This window comes from Streptomyces flavochromogenes, assembly GCF_000717595.1.
GTDB lineage: Bacteria > Actinomycetota > Actinomycetes > Streptomycetales > Streptomycetaceae > Streptomyces > Streptomyces flavochromogenes.
On record NZ_JNZO01000087.1, the window covers coordinates 1 to 1,122 of the forward strand.

1 protein-coding gene is annotated in these 1,122 nt (G+C 69.3%); it reads right to left on the minus strand.

Features of this window, described 5'->3' with window-relative positions:
• The coding region (locus tag IF00_RS0140325; protein WP_030327085.1) for an acyl-CoA dehydrogenase family protein at positions 1 to 1,122 on the minus strand (1,122 nt) is incomplete at its 5' end.

A 1,122-nucleotide genomic window follows, 5' to 3' on the forward strand; every position in this document is an offset into this window, starting at 1 on the left:
TTACGGGAGGTTGCGGGCCATGACGATGCGCTGGACCTGGTTGGTGCCTTCGTAGATCTGGGTGATCTTGGCGTCGCGCATCATGCGCTCGACGGGGTAGTCGCGGGTGTAGCCGTAGCCGCCGAGGAGCTGGACGGCGTCGGTGGTGACCTCCATGGCGACGTCGGAGGCGAAGCACTTCGCGGCGGCGCCGAAGAACGTCAGATCGCCGTCGACGCGCTCGGACTTGGCGGCGGCGGCGTAGGTGAGCTGGCGGGCGGCCTCGAGCTTCATGGCCATGTCGGCGAGCATGAACTGGACGCCCTGGAAGTCGGCGATGGGCTTGCCGAACTGCTTGCGCTCCGTGACGTAGCCCTTGGCGTAGTCGAGGGCGCCCTGGGCGATGCCGATGGCCTGGGCGGCGATGGTGATGCGGGTGTGGTCGAGGGTCTTCATCGCGGTGGCGAAGCCGGTGCCCTCGGCGCCGATCATGCGGTCGGCGGGGATGCGGACGTTGTCGAGGTAGACCTCGCGGGTCGGGGAGCCCTTGATGCCGAGCTTCTTCTCCGGGGCGCCGAAGGACACGCCCTCGTCGGACTTCTCCACGACGAAGGCGGAGATGCCCTTGGAGCGCTTGTCCGGGTCGGTGACGGCCATCACGGTGTAGTACTCGGAGACACCGGCGTTGGTGATCCACCGCTTGACGCCGTTGAGGACCCAGAAGTCCCCGTCGCGGACCGCGCGGGTCTTCATGCCGGCCGCGTCGGAGCCCGCGTCGGGCTCGGACAGGGCGTAGGAGAACATCGCGTCGCCCTTGGCCAGCGGGCCGAGGTACTTGTGCTTGAGCTCCTCCGACCCGGACAGGATCACCGGCAGCGAGCCCAGCTTGTTGACCGCCGGGATCAGGGAGGAACTGCCGCACGCGCGGGCGACCTCCTCGATCACGATCACCGTGGCCAGGGCGTCCGCGCCCGCGCCGCCGTAGGTCTCCGGGACGTGCACGGCGTGCAGGTCGTTGGCGACCAGCGCGTCCAGGGCCTCCTGCGGGAACCGGCCCTCCTCGTCCACCGCCGCGGCGAACGGCACGATCTTCGCCTCCGCGAGCGCACGCACCGACTCCCGGAGCATGTCGTGCTCCTCGGA